This window comes from Microvirga sp. 2MCAF38 (genome assembly GCF_052115485.1).
Lineage (GTDB): Bacteria > Pseudomonadota > Alphaproteobacteria > Rhizobiales > Beijerinckiaceae > Microvirga.
On record NZ_JBFRGU010000001.1, the window covers coordinates 345,029 to 360,321 of the forward strand.

Here is a 15,293-nt window from a genome sequence, read left to right on the forward strand (position 1 = left end):
TGACAAAGGGTCTTGCGAGATGCAATGGACGAAGCGGCGGCTAGAGTTTGATCGCTTCAGATTGAAACATGATCAAACTCTAGTTCTTTTGATGCCGCATGATCCGGGCGAACAACCGGTTTCCACTTGTTCTGATCATTCTCTACACGTCGATAACGGCTTGTCGTGACTTCAAACCGGGCACGCTCTCGTCGATTTCGAGTGCGGCGCGACCATCGTCCCGGAACCGATTGACGATCGGATAACGGCGGTCACGGCCGAAGCTTCTGCGGGTGACTTTGACCCCCGGTGCCGATTGTCGACGCTTGTATTCGGCGAGGTAGAGAAGGCGCTCGATCTTCTTCACGGTATCGAGGTCGTGGCCCTTGGCGACAATTTCCGCGACCCGCATCTCATGCTCGACGAGGCATTCCAGAATATCGTCGAGAACGGGATAGGGCGGCAGCGAATCTTCGTCCTTCTGGTTCTCGCGGAGTTCTGCGCTCGGCGGCTTGGTGATGATACGCTCCGGGATCAGGACCCCATCCGGCCCGAGCGCCCCCTTCGGCTTCCAGCGATTACGCAGAGTGGACAGGCCGAAGACCTCCATCTTGTAGATGTCCTTGATCGGGTTGAACCCACCGTTCATGTCGCCGTAGAGCGTGGCGTAGCCGACCGACATTTCGGACTTGTTGCCCGTGGTCACCACCATCGATCCGAACTTGTTCGAGGCCGACATGAGGATCGTCCCGCGCGTACGGCTCTGGAGATTCTCTTCCGTGATGTCGCGCGGACGCCCGGCGAAGAGCGGCTGAAGGATCGTCTCGAAGCCCTCGACCGCGTCCGCAATGGGCAGCACGTCGTAGCGGATGCCCAGCGCCTTGGCACAGGCAGCGGCGTCCGTGAGCGAGTCCGAGGATGTATAGCGATAGGGCATCATGATTGCGTGGACGCGCTCAGGCCCCAGCGCATCCACCGCCATGGCGGCGCAAAGAGCGGAATCGATACCGCCTGAAAGACCCAGAACCACACCGGGGAAGCGGTTCTTCTCCACGTAGTCGCGAAGTCCGAGCACACAGGCCGCGTAATCGGCCTCCTGCCCCTCCTCGATGGTCTCCTTCGGAGCCTCGACGCAGGTCCAGCCCTCGCCCTTGCGTTCCCAAATCGTCAGGGCAACCAACTCCTGAAAGGCGGGCAACTGGCACACGAGCGATGAATCGGCATCGAGAACGAAGGACGCCCCGTCGAAGACCAACTCATCCTGGCCGCCGACGGCGTTGAGATAGATGAGCGGCAACTCGCTTTCGGTCACGCGTGCGGCCGCGATGTTGAAGCGCTCCTCGCTCTTGTCGCGCCAATAGGGCGAACCGTTCGGGACCAGGAGAATCTCAGCACCGGTCTCCGTGAGGCATTCCACAACCTCCTCACCCCAGATATCTTCGCAGATCGGGAGGCCGAGCCGAATGCCACGAAAATTTACCGGCCCGGCGAGCTCGCCCGCATCGAAAATGCGCTTCTCGTCGAAGACCCCATAATTCGGCAAATCCGCTTTGAAGCGGATCGATGCTATCTGTCCTTCGTCCAGCAACGCATACGCGTTGTAGAGACAGTCGTTCTCCTTCCACGGCAGGCCCACCAGCATCGCCGGGCCGCCATCGGCGGTCTCCCTGGCAAGGCGCGTCAGTGCGAGGCGGCAGGCGTCCTGAAAGGACGGCTTGAGAACAAGGTCCTCAGCCGGATAGCCGGCAAGGAAAAGCTCGGAGAACATGACGATATCGGCACCGAGCCGGGCAGCCTCGGTCCGGGCGGCGCGCGCCTTCGCCTCATTCCCCTCCACATCACCAACGATTGGGTTGAGTTGCGCGAGGGCGATCTTGAAAGTGTTCTTGAGCGAATTCTTGGTCATAGCAAAGCGCATGTAGCGCGCGCTCCATTTCACAACAACACGTCATAAGGGTCTTGAACGAGCTTGAGAAGCCAGTCGAAGGCACGACAGGACTTCCATGGCGGCATGAGAAGCACAGCCGCCCATAAATCAAGATAAGCAGAAGATCAGACGGAGATCGTAACGATACGTTTTCGAGGAACAGATCACAGCCTAGCTCGTTGTCACCCCACAAACTAGACAGGAGATCAAAATGTTGCGCGGCGGACTTCTCTGGCTGATCGGCATTCCCCTGCCGATTATTCTTATTCTCTTCTTCATGGGCTACTTAAGTTGAGCCTATGATCGCATAAAACTCGCCTGATAACGAAAAAGGGCGCCAGCGGCGCCCTTTTCCCATTCAGATGACTGTCGCGTTCACTCGGCTGCCTCGACTGCCGGACGCTCACGCGATTGATGCTCGCGCTTGATGAGTTCGGCGGTGAGGAACGCGATTTCCAGCGCCTGTTCCGCATTGAGGCGCGGATCGCAATAGGTGTGGTAGCGATCGCTCAGATCGTCGTCCGTCAGGGCGCGCGCGCCGCCCGTGCACTCGGTGACGTTCTTGCCGGTCATTTCCAGATGGATGCCGCCCGCATGCGTGCCTTCCGCCTGATGAACGGCGAAGAAGTCGCGGACCTCGCCCATGACGCGCTCGAAGGGCCGCGTCTTGTAGCCGGAAGCCGCCTTGATCGTGTTGCCATGCATGGGATCGCAGGACCACACGACCGTGCGTCCTTCCCGTTTCACAGCGCGAACGAGAGCCGGAAGATTCTCGGCGACCTTGTCCGAACCGAAGCGGGCGATGAGCGTCAGCCGGCCAGGCTCGTCCTCCGGATTCAAGAGATCGATGAGCCGGATCAGATCGTCGGGTTTCAGCGACGGGCCGCATTTCAGGCCGATCGGGTTCTTGATGCCGCGCATGTATTCCACATGCGCGTGGTCGCTCTGGCGCGTGCGGTCGCCGATCCAGAGCATGTGCCCGGAGGTGGCATACCAATCGCCGGTCGTGGAATCCACGCGGGTCATCGCCTGCTCGTAGCCGAGCAGCAGAGCCTCGTGACTGGTATAGAAATCCGTCGTGCGCATCTCGGGATGCGTCTCGGGATCGATGCCGATGGCCCGCATGAAGTCGAGGCTCTCGGTGATGCGCTCCGCAATCTCGCTGTAACGGGAGGATTGCGGCGAATCCTTTACGAAGCCCAGCATCCAGCGATGGGCGTTCTCGAGGTTCGCATAGCCACCCGTCGCGAAGGCGCGGATCAGGTTTAGCGTCGCCGCCGATTGCCGGAAGGCCATGAGCTGGCGACGCGGATCGGGAATGCGGGATTCCGGCGTAAAGGCGATATCGTTGATGATGTCGCCCCGATAGCTCGGCAGTTCGACACCGTCGACAATCTCGGTGTCGGACGAGCGGGGTTTCGCGAATTGCCCCGCAGACCGGCCGATCTTCACCACCGGCGAGGAACCGCCGAAGGTGAGGACGACCGCCATCTGCAGGAACAGGCGGAAGAAATCGCGGATATTGTCGGCGGAATGCTCGGCGAAGCTCTCGGCGCAATCCCCGCCCTGGAGCAGGAAAGCCTCGCCCTTGGCGACCTTGGCCAATTGGCGTTTCAGCTTGCGCGCCTCGCCTGCAAAAACAAGCGGCGGAAAGCCCGCGAGCTGCTGCTCGACGTTCTCGAGTGCCTCAAGGTCCGGATAGGCCGGTACCTGCTGGATCTTTTTGCTTCTCCAGCTATCAGGCGTCCACCGCTCAGTCATGACACTTACCCCGTGTCTCCAAAGTTCCCATCGCACCGCACAACGCGGGCGAACGCGCACCTATACACGAGGAAATAAAAAAGGCGAGGGCAAGGAGTGGGGCGATCTATCCTTAGCCTTACACCCTTCCTCGTGAAATTTTATTCCGCGTAGCACACCAACGCGCAACGATCGAAAATGCCATCCGGTCTCGATCGCGACCTTTCTGCCGTCCGGAAAGGCCTCGCCCCTACTCCGCCGCGACCGCTTTCTTGACCATGTAAGGCGTGCGCATGGTCACCAGTTCCTCGGCTGCTGTCGGGTGGACGGCGACGGTGCGGTCGAAATCGGCCTTGGTCGCTCCCATGGTGACGGCGATCCCCGCGAGCTGAATCATTTCGCCGGCCCCCTCCCCTACGACGTGGACGCCGACCACCTTGTCGGTGGCCTTCTCCACGATGATCTTCATCAGTACGCGGTCCTGAGAGCCGGACAGCGTCGCCTTCATAGAGCGGAACGAGGTCTTGAAGACCTCGACTTCCCCATAACGGACCTCGGCCAGGGTCTCGGTACATCCGATGACACCGATTTCGGGGGTCGAGAACACTGCCGTCGGGATCAGTGAGTGATCGACCATGGTCGGCTTATCGCCAAAGACCGTATCGGCGAAAGCGTGGCCCTCCCGGATGGCGATGGGGGTGAGATTGGCCCGATTGGTCACGTCACCGACCGCGTAGATCGAAGGGATCAGGCTCTGCGAATAGGCATCGACGACGATGGCCCCGGCCGCATCGAGGGTGACACCGACCTTCCCCAGGCCTAAGCCGTTCGTGTTTGGGCGTCGGCCCGTCGCCACCAGAACCTGATCGACATTCAGGACGGAGCCGTCAGAGAGAGTCGCGGCAATTCCGTCAGCCTGTTTGTCGAGACGTGAGACAGTCTTGGAGAGCGCGAGATTGATCCCCCGTCGAGCATAGGCGTCGCCTAGGGCATCGCGCACGTCCTCGTCGAACCCGCGCAGGAGCTTGTCGCCCCGGTGCAGCAGGGTCGTCTCGCTGCCGAGCCCGGCAAATACGCCTGCGAATTCCACCGCGATATAACCGCCGCCAATGACGAGGATCCGCTTGGGCAGGGACTTCAGGTGGAAAACTTCGTTGGAGGTGATCCCAAGCTCTCCGCCGGGAACCACGGGTTCCATGGTCGGATGCGCGCCGACGGCGACGAGGATGTAGCGGGCACGCACAAGGGTGCCGGTGTTGATGAGGCGAACCGTGTGCGGATCCTCGATCACCGCGCGGCTATCGATGATTTCGACACCGGCCTTTTCCAAGTTGGCGCGGTAGATACCCTCCAGCCGGTCGATTTCCTTGTCCTTGTTGGCGATCAGGGTCGCCCAGTCGAACTTTGCCTCCGGCACCGTCCATCCGAACCCGGCTGCTTCGTGAAACTCGTCCGAGAAGCGGCTGGCGTAGACCATCAGCTTTTTCGGGACGCAGCCCCGGATCACACAGGTACCGCCGACCCGGTATTCCTCCGCCACCATGACCTTCGCGCCGTAGCCTGCGGCGATGCGCGCGGCCCGGACACCGCCGGAGCCCCCGCCGATCACGAAAAGGTCGACGTCATAGGAACTCATGGACTTGTCTCCTAAGCATTTTCCGTAAATTGGGCGCCGGTTTCGCGTCAGAAAATGCGAGATTAAAATTAAGCATGGCGATGCTTTGCCGCCAGTAGCCATACTATGGAGGCACCGAGCGCAGAGACCCACCACCCCTGCCATGCGCCGTGCCCGATTATCGCAACAGCGACCGCGCTCGCCATCAGCGCCAGACCGAGAGCCGTGATGACGCGCGACTGCCGAGCCACGGCATCGAGCGTCAGAAAGCAGACAGCCCCTGCCAGCAAGGCCCCGATTAAACCGAGCTCCACCCAAATTTGCAGCACCGCATTATGCGGGTGCCCTACGTCCAGAAGAACGCGTCGCTCAGGCGGAACACGTTGCGCGATGCTTGTCTCGCCGAGGCGTGCGCTCGCGCCGAACCCTGCCCCCAGAATGGGATCCTCGTGGATGGCGGCATCGAAGCTGAGCCAGATATTCACCCTGTCCCGAGAATGGTTCGAGGCCATATGCTGATGCACTGAATTGGGGATGAGCCTGTCGGCCAAGGGGCCGATCACAGGCGCTATCGCGAGCGCCGCGACGATGACGATCTTCGCGAGCAGGATCGACAGGCGCGGTGCGAGCAAGGCCACAACGCATGCGAGAGCCGCGACCAGCAAGCCGAGAACCGCCGAGCCGCTGTCGGAATTGGCGACGGCGAGGCCAACGAGCGCAAGAAACGCCAATCCGAGAACCGTACCATTGCCGACCGAGCGGTAGAACCACGCCAGAATCGGCGGAAGCAAGACCATGAGAGTCAAACTCGGACGGTTGAGGATGTAGCTGTCGAAGCGCATGCCGAGCGCCTTGCGGATCTCGAGACCGGTGCGGAGATCCAACAGCATGACGAGTTGAGCGACGACCACGGCGATGGCGAGCGTCCAGAACGCCCCTTCAGTCATCCGCCGGGCCAATGTCAGGCTTAGCGTGAAGGCAAAAGCGACCGGCAGCCAGAATTCAAAGAGGACAGGAACCGACGTTTCCCGAACTTCGCTCCAGCCCAGCGACAGGAAACTCCAGCCGGCAAACGAGAGGACCGCAAGGCCGATAGGCGTACTCAACGCGCGGCGCGCCTCTTGAATGAAAACGCCAAAGCCGCCCTCGATAACGAGTGCCCCTAAGGCAAAGGCCGCGCTCAGGCCGAGAAAGAGCGGGCTGGAGCGGTGCGCGATGGTCATGCCGAGCGGCATCACCGCCAAAAGCACCATGGACACGCGCCAAAGCGCGTCCGCGACGCGCGTAGCGATTGAGGATCGGGACAGGTGAAAATGTTCGGCTGAGGCGTTCACGACTCACGTCTTAAGCGAAGGTTGAATAAGGATAAAGCCATGACTGCTTGCCGTGCGGCAGCTTCGCCGATAGGTTCCTCCCCATTAACACAAATGAAACGTTTCTGAGGAGGAAACACGATGAACATGACCGGAAAAGGTTTGTGGCGCGGTGCGCTGACGGCAGCCGTCATGGGCTTGGCTACCTCGGCCATGGCCCAGGCTGAACTCAAGGTCATGGCCCCAGCGGCTCCGGGCGGCGGCTGGGACCAAACGGCTCGCTCCATGCAGCAGGCCCTGACGCAGGCTGGCCTTGCCAAGAGCGTCCAGGTTACGAACGTTCCGGGCGCGGGCGGCTCCATCGGCATTGCGCAGTTCGTGAACGGCGCCAAGGGCGATGGCAACCAGCTCATGGTCATGGGTTACGTGATGGTGGGCGCGCTCCTCACCAACAAGTCGCCTGTCACTCTCGACCAGACGACCCCCATCGCGCGCCTGACTGGCGAATACGAGGCCATCGTCGTGCCGGCGGATTCGCCGATCAAGACCGCCAAGGATCTTGTCGCGGCCGTAAAGGCCGATCCGGCGAAGGTCACCTGGGCCGGCGGCTCGGCTGGCGGGGTGGATCATATTGCCGCGGCGCTCTTCGCCAAGGCTGCGGGCGCTGATCCGACCAAGATCAACTACATCCCGTTCTCGGGTGGCGGCGAGTCGCTCGCGGCCATCCTTGGTGGCAAGGTCACCGCTGGCATCGCCGGCTATGGCGAGTTCGAGAGCCAGATCAAGGCCGGGAAGCTTCGCCTCATCGGCTTGACGACTCCTGCATCGAAGAACACCGCCGAAATGCCGTCGCTCAAGGCGAACGGCGTCGATCTCGAGATCGCAAACTGGCGCGCCGTCGTGGCCCCTCCCGGCATCTCGGCCGACCAGAAGAAGGTTCTGACCGAGACCATCGACAAGCTCGTGAAGTCGAAGGAATGGGCTGAGATCCTGAAGCAGAAGGGCTGGGACGACGCCTACCTCTCGGGCGATGCCTTCGCCAAATTCCTGGCCGACGACCAGAACCGCACCAAGGAAGTCTTGACCTCGGTCGGACTTGTGAAGTCTTAAAAAGACGGCTCCGACATTTGAAGCTCAGGGAGCGCCGCTTTTGCGGCGCTTCTTTTTAGGAAATCGCCATGAACGTACGAACACCAAAGCGCGTCGATGTTCCAGGTCTGGTCATCGCCCTCGGCCTTCTCATCCTCGCGGGCCTGATCTGGCTGGATACGACCAGACTCGAACTCTCTTCCGTCTACGGCCTTGGCCCGAAGGCCATGCCGAGTGTCGTCGCCATCGGCCTTGCTATCCTTGCCGTCGGCAACGCCATCATGGCGGTTCGCGGCGGCCTGCCCACGCGTGACACGCTTCGCTGGACGCCCATCCTACTGATCATCGGCGGACTGGCTGCTCTCATTGCCCTGATCCATTTCGGCGGGGGCTTTATCCCCGCGACGGCCGTCCTCTTCGTCGCGACATCAGCGGCCTTCGGGCGACGCGCGCCCGTCGCCGATCTCATCATCGGCCTCGTCGCCGGCGTCGTGATTTATCTTCTCTTCTCCAAGCTCCTGACCCTGTCGCTGCCGATGGGTCCGCTTGAGCATCTGCTCTGAGGTCGGTCATGGACGCATTTTTCGCTCTCGCGCACGGCCTCACCGTCGCCATCCAGCCGATGAACATGCTCTTCGCGCTCATCGGCGTCCTGCTCGGCACCGCTGTCGGCGTTTTGCCCGGTATCGGCCCGGCGCTGACGGTGGCGCTTCTCTTGCCGATCACCTTCAAGCTCGATCCGGGCGGGTCGATCATCATGTTCGCCGGCATCTATTACGGCGGCATGTATGGCGGTTCGACCACCGCCATCCTGATCAACACCCCAGGCGAAAGCGCCTCCATGGCGACCGCGCTCGAAGGCAACAAGATGGCTAAGGCGGGTCGCGGCGGCCCGGCGCTTGCCACATCCGCCATCGGTTCCTTCGTGGCCGGTACCATCGCCACGCTCGGTCTCGCCTTCCTCGCGCCGACACTCGTCGAACTCGCGGTGAAGTTCGGGCCGGAGGATTACTTCGCGCTCATGTGCGTCGCCTTCGTGACCGTCTCGGCTACTTTCGGCGATTCGCCCGTGCGCGGTTTGACCAGCCTCTTCATCGGTCTCGCACTCGGTGTGGTCGGCATCGACAAGCTCACGGGCCAGGCCCGCATGACCTTCGGCGTGCCGGATCTTCTCGACGGGGTTGAGGTCACAACCCTGGCGGTCGGCCTCTTTGCCGTCGGCGAAGCTCTGTATGTGGCCTCGCGTCGACACATTCATGAAGAGGTGCTGGAGCCGGTGCGCGGCTCCCTATGGATGACGAAACAGGACTGGAAGCGCTCGTGGATGCCGTGGCTTCGCGGCACGGCCTTCGGCTTCCCCATAGGCGCTCTTCCGGCAGGCGGCGCGGAAATCCCGACCTTCCTGTCCTATTCCACGGAGAAGCGTCTTACGAAGTATCCGGAGGAGTTCGGGCACGGCGCCATCGAGGGCGTCGCGGGTCCGGAGGCTGCCAACAATGCCTCGGCGGCGGGAACCCTTGTTCCGCTGCTCGCCCTCGGCCTGCCGACCTCAGCGACGGCCGCGATGATGCTGGCGGGCTTCCAGCAATACGGCCTCAATCCCGGCCCGCTTCTGTTTGCGGACCGGCCCGACCTGGTCTGGGGCCTGATCGCCAGCCTGTTCATCGCCAACACGATGCTGCTGGTCCTGAACCTGCCGCTCGTGGGCTTGTGGGTTAAGCTTCTCGCCATACCGCAGCCGTGGCTCTATGCGGGCATTCTGGTTTTCGCGACCATGGGCACGATTGCCGCCAAGCCCTCGATTGTCGAGCTGGCCATGCTGGGAGTCTTCGGTGTTCTCGGCTTCCTGATGCGCCGCTTCGACTATCCCATCGCGCCGGTGGTCGTGGGCCTAATCCTCGGCCCTATCGCGGAAAGTCAGCTTCGTCGCGCGCTCTCCATCAGCCTCGGCGATCCGCTTGTGCTGGTGCAGAGCCCCATCTCGGCGACGCTGCTTGCCATCGCTGCAATCGCACTGGTGCTGCCCTTCGTGCTCCAGGGCCTCAACCGCTTCAAGGCGGAAGAGGACTAAACCAGTCCCGACAGATCCAAAAAAACAAAGGCCCGGCATTGCCGGGCCTTTTTCTTAAGCGCCTATCTCAACGCTTACTGCAATTGATGACCGCGCTTGGACATTTCCGCACGGGCGCGGATCATGATGTATTCCGCGACATTCTGCGTCCAGGTTGCCAACTCTGTGACGATATCATCGAGCAGCAGCGGCTGGATTTGAACGTATTTTACACCGGTGGGCGACTTGTAGAAGGCCGAGACCTCCTTGAGTTCGGCCTCTGTCAGGCGGATGGCAAAGGCCTTCGCTGCCGTCTCGACCATCTTTTGCTTTTGCAGCTCGAGTTCGGGCTTCAGCATCTCGACGACGTCATCGAGATCCTTTTTGACCTCGGGACGGGTCACGTTCATCTGCTGCAATTGAGCCAAAAGCGGAGCGGTCATGGCATCGATCGAGCGCGTCATGCCGGAGCTGATGGCCACATCACGGGCCAGAGCCAGATGGCTAGCCGTCGGCTGCGGCGCTTGCTGAGCCAGAACAGGACTCGCAAGCATGAAGAGTGCGAAGGAAGTCGCTGCGAAGCGAGAAGCGGAACGGATCATTGAATAGGCTCCAATCAATTGAGGCTTATGGTCAGAACTGACCGAGTTCGACAAGCCCCTCCGCCGTCGCAAGGATTGCGCCGGTGGCAAGGCCGATGAATAAACCGGTTTCGACGACACCGGGAATAGCGTTAAGCGAGGAGGCGAGACGCTCAGGATTGCCGATACGCTCGACGTGAGCGTCCAGGATGAAATGCCCGCCATCGGTGACGAAGGGCTCTCCGTTTGCGGCCCTTCTGAGGCGCAAGTCGACGTGCAGCCCCTGGTCCTTCAAGAGACGCGCGATGGCATGTTCGGTCGCCTTCAGCCCAAACGGAACAACCTCAATCGGAAGCGGGAAGCGTCCGAGTTGAGCGACGCGCTTCGAACCATCGGCGATCACAATCATACGCGCACTCGCGGCCGCGACAATTTTCTCACGCAGCAATGCGCCGCCACCGCCCTTGATCAGACGAAGCCCGTCGTCGAGTTCGTCGGCACCGTCAACGGTGAGATCGAGTTCGGGCGTCTCGTCGAGGGTTGTGAGCGGAACCCCTTCCCGCTCGGCTTGCGTCCGCGTCGCTTCCGACGTCGGCACGCCGACCACCTTCAATCCGTTGCGGACGCGCTCAGCGATGGCAGTCACGAAAAAAGCCGCCGTCGAACCCGTTCCAAGGCCGAGACGCATGCCGTCGGTCACGAGAGCTGCCGCACGCTCAGCCGCCGCGCGCTTCAATTCATTGCTCATAGATCGCTCCTTGCAACATCGTCCGACCCCCCTGGAAGGAGCGCGTAGAGAAAGGGTCAGCGAAGCCAACCTTATCCATGCCGCGTCATCCATTGCCGGTCCATATCGTCTTTCTGCGACATCGCAAGCCGGAGACGATGGCTCATAGGCGAATTTCGCCCCGGTTGAAACTCCATAACAAGTGTTGGCCTACAAAGGAATGTGCTTCTTTCACCCTCAGGGCTTCTGCGGCGAAGCCCCGGCACCGGGCCGCGTGCCTGGTGTCGCGGGACTCGGATAAGCGGAAACCGGGGCAGAGGGGCTAGTCTGCGGCGTGCAAACGACCTTTTCGTCGAAAACGTAGCACACGCTCATGTCGCCTGTGCGGTAATTAACCCGGAATACACCGCCCTCCCGGTCGTGCCGGGAGGCGACAAGACCATATTCGCCGGGTATCTGCGCTCCCGCACCCTCGCCTGGGCCGAAGCAAAGCGTCACACCGATGGTCCCTTCCTGAAGGCCGTACTGGCAGGAGCTGACTTCGCCGGTGACCCGCTCGATTCTGTAAACGCGGTTCAGATCGGTCTGCGGAGCGGGCACAAAATCATAAGGAGCGGCAAGAGCGGGAGCCGCTAACATTCCGGCAACCAATAGTCCTGCACAATGGATCCCTAGACTGGTCCGCCGCATCCTCGTCTCCCTCGGGCATATCGAATCAGACTGTTAGCATACCATCGCGCCGCTTGATTCCCCTGCCCTTAAAACGCTAGCCAGGAACCATGGCTTCCTTCCTTCCGCCCATTGCCGTTTTCGATCTCGACGGAACGCTTGCCGATACGGCGGGCGATTTGATCGCGACGTTGAACGTGGTCCTGGCCCAGGAGGGCCTTGAGCCACTGCCCCTCGCCAAGGCGCGCGATATGATCGGCGCGGGCGCACGGGCCCTGATCGAGCGCGGCTTCGCTGCTGCCGGGCGACAGATCTCTCCCGAACGGCTGGAGCAGTTGTTCGGACATTTCATGATTCACTACGGCGAGAACATCCGTGTCCAGACGGAGCTTTTCCCCGGGGTCAAGAAAGCTCTGCTCGATCTTGAGAAAGCGGGCTTCCTACTTGCCATCTGCACGAACAAGGTCGAGGAACATTCGGTCAAGCTTGTCGAAGCTCTCGGGATCAGCCGCCGCTTCGCCGCCAATTGCGGACGCGATACTTTCCCCTTTTTCAAACCGGATCCGCGTCATTTGTTGCGGACCATCGAGCGCGCGGGCGGTGATACGTGCCGTGCAGTGATGATCGGAGATTCCAAAACCGACATCGTCACGGCCAAGGCTGCGAATATTCCGTCCATAGCCGTCCCCTTCGGCTATACGGACGTTCCGGTCGTAAAGCTTGGTCCGGACATCGTCATCGATCATTTCGATGAACTGTTCGGCGCGACCATGTCGCTGCTGAAGAAAAGGGCTGCCGCCTGATTCGATTCCACTGCGCCGCGAGCCCGTCGGAACAGCACCGCGCAGCTGCGCACACGAAATTGTGAAGTCGGCAAAACCGGAAAGAATGGTGGGCGCGACAGGGATTGAACCTGTGACCCTTCGCGTGTGAAGCGAATGCTCTCCCGCTGAGCTACGCGCCCGGTCTGGGCCTTCTACGGTCGAAAAACCCTGTCCGTCAAGCCGATCATTGCACAATCGCCAGATTGATCGTCGACACACAAGCCGATCGTTTGCGGCGACGCTGCCATAAGATCTGATTAAGGACGCGCCCAAATCATGGCAGCTATGCCCTAGGAACCCGCGCAAAACCTCTGTTAAGTGCGGATCAGAAACGGGGCAATTGCGTTTAGAAAAAACCAAACGCGCTCAAACTTGGAACATTTCGAGGCAATCATGGGACGCACTCGCGCTGCCCTCTACGGGCTTGCTTGCGCCGTCGTCGCGTTGGCGACGCCGGCTGCGGCTTTTACGGAAATCGACCCGCTGACCCGCCAACCTCTTTATGCCAATGAGGAAGCTTTTCAGGCCCAGGCCTCTCCTGTGCCGCGCGAAGTTGTTTCTTTTGACGGACGCTACGGGCCAGGCACGATTGTCGTGTCCACCACCGACCGTCGCCTCTACTATGTGATCGGCAACGGTCAAGCCGTGAGTTACGGCATCGGCGTCGGGCGTCCGGGCTTCACCTGGGGCGGGGCGCACAACATCACCATGAAGCGTGAGTGGCCGGATTGGCGTCCACCGTCACAGATGTTGAGACGCCGTCCCGACCTGCCGCGTTACATGACTGGCGGCCCGGATAATCCCCTCGGCGCGCGTGCTATGTATATCGGCAGCACGCTGTATCGCATTCACGGCTCGAACGAGCCGGAGACAATCGGTCAGGCCGTATCTTCCGGCTGTATCCGCATGACGAACGATGACGTGATCGACCTCTACAACCGCGCGAAAGTCGGCGCACGGGTCGTCGTTCTTCGCTGAGTTTTCAACGCGTCTACCTCCAAACCTCCAAGGCCGGCAGCAATGCCGGCCCTTTTTTATATCGCCCTAGAGTTTGATCGTTTCAGATTGAAACGATCAAACTCTCGATTCTTTCGATGCCGCATGATGATCCGGGCGAACAACCGGTTTCCACTTGTTCTGATCATGCTCTAGCGTCGAAGCGGATCGCGGGAGAGCCCCTTGGCGGCAAGGTCGTCGAGATAGGTTTCCCATTTCGCGGTCTGATCCCGGCCAAGTTCGTGGAGATAGCCCCACCCGTAGATCCCCGTATCGTGCATGTCGTCGAAGGTGAGCTTGACGGCATAGTTGCCCACGGGGTCGATCTTCATGATCTCCACATTCTGCTTGCCGGGAACGGTCTTTCGCTCGGCAGGACTGTGCCCCTGAACCTCGGCCGATGGCGAGGCTATGCGCAGATACTCGGCGGTAAGATCGAAAGCTTCGCCGTTATCGAAGGCGACATGCAGGGTGCGTTTGTCCTTGCTGAGACGGATCTCGGTCGGCCAACGATCGGATGACATGGCTGTTACCTCGCCGGGTGCTTGATCTTCCGGCTTTCCTGGCCGACATCTAGAGCATGATCAGAAGAAGTGGAAACCGGTTGTTCGCCCGGATCATGTGGCAACAAGGAAGCTAGAGCTTGATCGTGTTTCGAAGAGATACGATCAAGCTCTAGGGCAAGCTCACGGGTGAGCAAACAGGAGAAGCGTTGTCGACGATGTGGGATTCATCCACTCAACGGGCGATGGTCGCGAATAGCACACCGCTGGTCGACCCGTTCGGCCGGGCGATCAGTTATTTGCGTGTCTCCGTCACGGATCGTTGCGATCTTCGCTGCGTCTATTGCATGTCGGAGGACATGGCGTTTCTGCCCAAGCGCGATCTGCTCACGCTTGAGGAGTTGGACCAGCTCTGCTCCGTTTTCGTCCGGCGCGGCGTGCGCAAGCTGCGCATCACGGGCGGCGAACCGCTCGTGCGACGAAACATCATGAGCCTGTTCCAGGGCCTGTCCCGCCATCTCGCCTCAGGCGCGCTCGACGAATTGACGTTGACCACTAACGGCTCGCAGCTCGCCCGCTACGCCGCCGAGCTTGCCGGATGTGGGGTGAAGCGGGTGAATGTGTCGCTTGATACCCGCGATCCCGCCAAATTCCACCAGATCACCCGTTGGGGCGATCTCTCAAAGGTGATGGAAGGGCTCGATGCCGCCCAAGAAGCAGGACTGCACGTCAAGCTCAATGCGGTCGCGCTCAAGGGTGTGAACGAGGATGAGATCGAAAGCCTGATGGAATGGGCCCATGGTCGTGGCATGGATCTTACGCTGATCGAGGTGATGCCCCTCGGCGAGATCGAAACCCAAAGGGTCGATCAGTTCCTGCCGCTCTCGCAGGTCCGTGCCCGCCTTCTCGACCGCTACACGCTGGATGATCTCTCCGAACGAAGCGGGGGGCCGGCGCGCTATGTCAGGGTGCGCGAGACCGGCGGAAAGCTCGGCTTCATCACGCCCCTCAGCCACAATTTCTGCGAAAGCTGCAATCGCGTCCGCCTCACCTGCACCGGCCAGCTCTTCATGTGCCTGGGCCAGGAGGATGTGGCCGATCTCAGAACGCCTTTGCGTGAAGGAAGCCCGGATCGGCTCGACAGAGCCATCGATGACGCCATTGCGCGTAAGCCGAAAGGGCATGATTTCATCATCGACCGCCGCCATAACCGACCTGCGGTTGCGCGGCATATGAGCATGACCGGAGGGTGATGCTTTTCAAGAGACCGGCCGTCCAGT

At 60.9% G+C, this 15,293-nt stretch carries 14 protein-coding genes and 1 tRNA gene; 6 read left to right on the forward strand and 9 right to left on the reverse strand.

Annotated elements, in window-relative coordinates; genetic code table 11:
• Positions 1–142 precede the first annotated feature (142 nt).
• The 4 genes from AB4072_RS01610 to AB4072_RS01625 all read right to left on the reverse strand — a co-directional run bounded on the left by AB4072_RS01610 (position 143) and on the right by AB4072_RS01625 (position 6,595).
• A complete protein-coding gene (locus tag AB4072_RS01610) occupies positions 143–1,897 on the reverse strand; it encodes an NAD+ synthase (RefSeq protein WP_441965156.1) in 1,755 nt (584 codons plus the stop codon).
• A 384-nt stretch (positions 1,898–2,281) separates the two neighbouring features.
• Positions 2,282–3,667 (reverse strand): class II 3-deoxy-7-phosphoheptulonate synthase, encoded by a 1,386-nt coding sequence (locus AB4072_RS01615; protein ID WP_441965157.1) that lies wholly within the window; start codon positions 3,665–3,667, stop codon positions 2,282–2,284.
• Between the two features lie 229 nt (positions 3,668–3,896).
• Positions 3,897–5,282: a glutathione-disulfide reductase gene (gene gor, locus AB4072_RS01620; RefSeq protein WP_441965158.1), complete on the reverse strand. Its 1,386-nt coding sequence runs from the start codon at positions 5,280–5,282 to the stop codon at positions 3,897–3,899.
• Positions 5,283–5,350: 68 nt separating this feature from the next.
• The gene (locus AB4072_RS01625) at positions 5,351–6,595 is read right to left on the reverse strand and encodes an O-antigen ligase family protein (RefSeq protein WP_441965159.1); all 1,245 of its coding nucleotides are present in this window, start codon (positions 6,593–6,595) and stop codon (positions 5,351–5,353) included.
• Positions 6,596–6,721: 126 nt separating this feature from the next.
• Between AB4072_RS01625 and AB4072_RS01630 the strand changes: the two genes are divergently transcribed.
• From AB4072_RS01630 to AB4072_RS01640, 3 genes are all read left to right on the forward strand, one after another.
• On the forward strand, positions 6,722–7,684 hold the full coding sequence (locus AB4072_RS01630) for a Bug family tripartite tricarboxylate transporter substrate binding protein (protein WP_441965708.1): 963 nt from the start codon (positions 6,722–6,724) through the stop codon (positions 7,682–7,684).
• Positions 7,685–7,752: 68 nt separating this feature from the next.
• On the forward strand, positions 7,753–8,226 hold the full coding sequence (locus AB4072_RS01635; protein ID WP_441965160.1) for a tripartite tricarboxylate transporter TctB family protein: 474 nt from the start codon (positions 7,753–7,755) through the stop codon (positions 8,224–8,226).
• An 8-nt stretch (positions 8,227–8,234) separates the two neighbouring features.
• Positions 8,235–9,734, forward strand: coding sequence for a tripartite tricarboxylate transporter permease (locus AB4072_RS01640; RefSeq protein WP_441965161.1), 1,500 nt, complete (start codon positions 8,235–8,237; stop codon positions 9,732–9,734).
• Between the two features lie 74 nt (positions 9,735–9,808).
• Here the strand turns inward: AB4072_RS01640 and AB4072_RS01645 are convergent, their stop codons facing one another.
• The 3 genes from AB4072_RS01645 to AB4072_RS01655 all read right to left on the reverse strand — a co-directional run bounded on the left by AB4072_RS01645 (position 9,809) and on the right by AB4072_RS01655 (position 11,660).
• A complete protein-coding gene (locus AB4072_RS01645; protein WP_441965162.1) occupies positions 9,809–10,315 on the reverse strand; it encodes a DUF2059 domain-containing protein in 507 nt (168 codons plus the stop codon).
• Positions 10,316–10,346: 31 nt separating this feature from the next.
• Positions 10,347–11,042 (reverse strand): ribose-5-phosphate isomerase RpiA, encoded by a 696-nt coding sequence (gene rpiA, locus AB4072_RS01650; protein WP_441965163.1) that lies wholly within the window; start codon positions 11,040–11,042, stop codon positions 10,347–10,349.
• Positions 11,043–11,258: 216 nt separating this feature from the next.
• Positions 11,259–11,660, reverse strand: a complete 402-nt coding sequence (locus AB4072_RS01655; protein WP_441965164.1) for a hypothetical protein — start codon at positions 11,658–11,660, stop codon at positions 11,259–11,261.
• A gap of 140 nt (positions 11,661–11,800) precedes the next feature.
• Between AB4072_RS01655 and AB4072_RS01660 the strand changes: the two genes are divergently transcribed.
• Complete coding sequence (locus AB4072_RS01660) at positions 11,801–12,493, forward strand: HAD-IA family hydrolase (protein WP_441965165.1); 693 nt, start codon at positions 11,801–11,803, stop codon at positions 12,491–12,493.
• An 86-nt stretch (positions 12,494–12,579) separates the two neighbouring features.
• On the opposite strand, the gene AB4072_RS01665 is transcribed toward AB4072_RS01660, so the two are convergent.
• Positions 12,580–12,654: transfer RNA gene (locus AB4072_RS01665), tRNA-Val, on the reverse strand.
• Positions 12,655–12,907: 253 nt separating this feature from the next.
• Between AB4072_RS01665 and AB4072_RS01670 the strand changes: the two genes are divergently transcribed.
• Positions 12,908–13,492: a L,D-transpeptidase gene (locus AB4072_RS01670; RefSeq protein WP_441965166.1), complete on the forward strand. Its 585-nt coding sequence runs from the start codon at positions 12,908–12,910 to the stop codon at positions 13,490–13,492.
• Between the two features lie 170 nt (positions 13,493–13,662).
• Here the strand turns inward: AB4072_RS01670 and AB4072_RS01675 are convergent, their stop codons facing one another.
• A complete protein-coding gene (locus AB4072_RS01675; RefSeq protein WP_441965167.1) occupies positions 13,663–14,034 on the reverse strand; it encodes a gamma-butyrobetaine hydroxylase-like domain-containing protein in 372 nt (123 codons plus the stop codon).
• Positions 14,035–14,231: 197 nt separating this feature from the next.
• Here AB4072_RS01675 and moaA point away from each other — a divergent pair, with 197 nt between their 5' ends.
• On the forward strand, positions 14,232–15,266 hold the full coding sequence (gene moaA / locus AB4072_RS01680) for a GTP 3',8-cyclase MoaA (protein WP_441965709.1): 1,035 nt from the start codon (positions 14,232–14,234) through the stop codon (positions 15,264–15,266).
• Positions 15,267–15,293: the final 27 nt, after the last annotated feature.

Coding starts and splice junctions, on each gene's coding strand:
- AB4072_RS01610 (WP_441965156.1), bottom strand. CDS start 1,897: ATGCGCTTTGCTATGACCAAGAATTCGCTCAAGAACACTTTCAAGATC.
- AB4072_RS01615 (WP_441965157.1), bottom strand. CDS start 3,667: ATGACTGAGCGGTGGACGCCTGATAGCTGGAGAAGCAAAAAGATCCAG.
- gor (WP_441965158.1), bottom strand. CDS start 5,282: ATGAGTTCCTATGACGTCGACCTTTTCGTGATCGGCGGGGGCTCCGGC.
- AB4072_RS01630 (WP_441965708.1), top strand. CDS start 6,722: ATGACCGGAAAAGGTTTGTGGCGCGGTGCGCTGACGGCAGCCGTCATG.
- AB4072_RS01635 (WP_441965160.1), top strand. CDS start 7,753: ATGAACGTACGAACACCAAAGCGCGTCGATGTTCCAGGTCTGGTCATC.
- AB4072_RS01640 (WP_441965161.1), top strand. CDS start 8,235: ATGGACGCATTTTTCGCTCTCGCGCACGGCCTCACCGTCGCCATCCAG.
- AB4072_RS01645 (WP_441965162.1), bottom strand. CDS start 10,315: ATGATCCGTTCCGCTTCTCGCTTCGCAGCGACTTCCTTCGCACTCTTC.
- rpiA (WP_441965163.1), bottom strand. CDS start 11,042: ATGAGCAATGAATTGAAGCGCGCGGCGGCTGAGCGTGCGGCAGCTCTC.
- AB4072_RS01655 (WP_441965164.1), bottom strand. CDS start 11,660: ATGTTAGCGGCTCCCGCTCTTGCCGCTCCTTATGATTTTGTGCCCGCT.
- AB4072_RS01660 (WP_441965165.1), top strand. CDS start 11,801: ATGGCTTCCTTCCTTCCGCCCATTGCCGTTTTCGATCTCGACGGAACG.
- AB4072_RS01670 (WP_441965166.1), top strand. CDS start 12,908: ATGGGACGCACTCGCGCTGCCCTCTACGGGCTTGCTTGCGCCGTCGTC.
- AB4072_RS01675 (WP_441965167.1), bottom strand. CDS start 14,034: ATGTCATCCGATCGTTGGCCGACCGAGATCCGTCTCAGCAAGGACAAA.
- moaA (WP_441965709.1), top strand. CDS start 14,232: ATGTGGGATTCATCCACTCAACGGGCGATGGTCGCGAATAGCACACCG.